Genomic DNA, 1,804 nt, shown 5'->3' with positions numbered 1-1,804 from the left:
AAATAATAGAGTGATCGAGCCGTTAACCATTTTCCACCGTCATGACTGGAGCAATGCAAGATCAGGTCGCTATCATTACGGGATCATCCCGAGGCATTGGTAAAGCAGCGGCCCTCGCCCTCGCCGCAGAAGGGGCCAGCGTTGTGGTGAACTATGCCCGCTCTAGCACTGCTGCCGATGAAGTCGTGGCCGAAATTACTGGCGCAGGCGGTAGCGCCATTGCCCTTCAGGCGGACGTATCCCAAGAAGATCAGGTAGATGCCTTGGTCAAAGCCACTAAAGATCAGTTTGGTCGCATTGACGTGTTGGTCAACAATGCAGGCATTACCCGCGATACGTTACTGCTGCGGATGAAACCAGCTGACTGGCAGGCGGTCATTGACCTCAACCTCACTGGCGTATTTCTTTGCACCCGCGCTGTCGCTAAGATCATGCTCAAGCAGCGTTCCGGGCGCATCATTAATATTTCATCTGTGGCGGGGCTGATGGGAAACCCTGGCCAGGCTAACTATAGTGCGGCCAAAGCCGGAGTGATTGGCTTTACCAAGACCGTGGCGAAGGAAATGGCCGGTCGCAGCGTGACTGTCAACGCCGTTGCCCCTGGTTTTATTGAAACGGATATGACCAATGAGCTACCGAACACTGAGGAAATTCTTAAGTACATTCCATTGGGGCGCTACGGTCAGGTTAGCGAAGTGGCTGGGCTGATCCGGTTTCTAGCATCGGATCCGGCCGCAGCGTATATCACTGGCCAGGTGATGAATGTGGATGGTGGCATGGTGATGTAGTGGCACCGCCCCTACGTGGGTGCCTGCATTTCATTCTTCGATAATGCTGCCTGCACCGCTGCCTGCTGATCCCGATGGGTCATCCAGCGGTGATAAGTGCGATTGTGCACCTGTACTGAATGGCCCATCATTCTGGCGGCAACGGCGTCGGGCAAACCCATTAATATAGTGCGCACGGCCCAGGCGTGCCGGAGGTCATAGGGGGAAAATGGGATCTGGTAGCGGCGAAACTGGGTGGTGACCTGCTGCCCCACTCGCTGGAGGGTGGTGTTGGTCAGGTCGGTGTTGACCTTAGGCAGTTGGCCATGGGCAAGGTCAAAGCGCTCAACCCACTCGGGGTAGAAAGGCCATACTTCGTGGCGACCGGTTTTAGTGGTTTCGCGGACGGTGATGTTGGCGGTGTGGTCTGAGTGGTGGTCTGAGTCGGTGCGTTGGCCAAGCTGCCCCCAGGGAGTATCGCAAAAAAACACTTCATGGTTGCGCAGGCCATAGGTAGCCATCATGCCATAGACATATTTCCAACGAGGATTTTTGAGACTGTCATAGACTTCAACGATTTGCTCATCGGAGGGTAGCTGCCGCAGCTGAGTTTGGCTATTGCCATAGTTACCCCAAAAGGATTTGAGATCGGTGGGGAGGTCTAGATTGAGAAACTCAGCCAGGGCAGCCAGGGCAGTACAGCAAATCTGGCGACTGCGGGAGTTGGCCTGGGTCCCTTGCACCGTCGCGTAGATCGCTTCGGGCAAACTCAGCTGGCTGTGGTGCTCTGCCGTCCCTTGAAGCTTCCGTAGATAGGGCACATAGGCTTTCTCCCACGTGGTTCTCAAGGAGGCAGCCGATGCGTTTGCCTGACGGGTCTCAAAAAAATGACGCTCAAAGGCATCAATCTGAGCTGAGAGATCGGCTCCGGCTATCCGTAGACCGGCCCCAGGCCCCAGATAGTCCCGCCAATCGAAGATATCTTGCAATAACTGAGCGGCAATGATTTTAGCCGTCTGCTCACATTGTTTGAGCCC

2 protein-coding genes are annotated in these 1,804 nt (G+C 55.2%); one reads left to right on the top strand and one right to left on the bottom strand.

Annotated features, from left to right (window positions below):
• The first annotated feature begins 41 nt into the window (after positions 1-41).
• Positions 42-788 carry a 3-oxoacyl-[acyl-carrier-protein] reductase gene (gene fabG / locus IQ260_RS30330; RefSeq protein ID WP_193996760.1) on the top strand — a complete coding sequence of 249 codons (747 nt, stop codon included), beginning with the start codon at positions 42-44 and terminating at the stop codon, positions 786-788.
• 11 nt (positions 789-799) lie between these two features.
• On the opposite strand, the gene IQ260_RS30325 is transcribed toward fabG, so the two are convergent.
• Positions 800-1,804, bottom strand: a 1,005-nt coding sequence (locus IQ260_RS30325; RefSeq protein ID WP_193996759.1) for a site-specific integrase, incomplete at its 5' end; no start/stop codon positions are given.

The organism is Leptolyngbya cf. ectocarpi LEGE 11479, assembly GCF_015207065.1.
Lineage (GTDB): Bacteria > Cyanobacteriota > Cyanobacteriia > Phormidesmidales > Phormidesmidaceae > Leptothoe > Leptothoe ectocarpi.
This window is presented reverse-complemented; position numbering and strand designations above follow the sequence as displayed.

Excerpts from the sequence above, each read along its gene's own strand:
- fabG (WP_193996760.1), top strand. The coding sequence starts at position 42 with ATGACTGGAGCAATGCAAGATCAGGTCGCTATCATTACGGGATCATCC.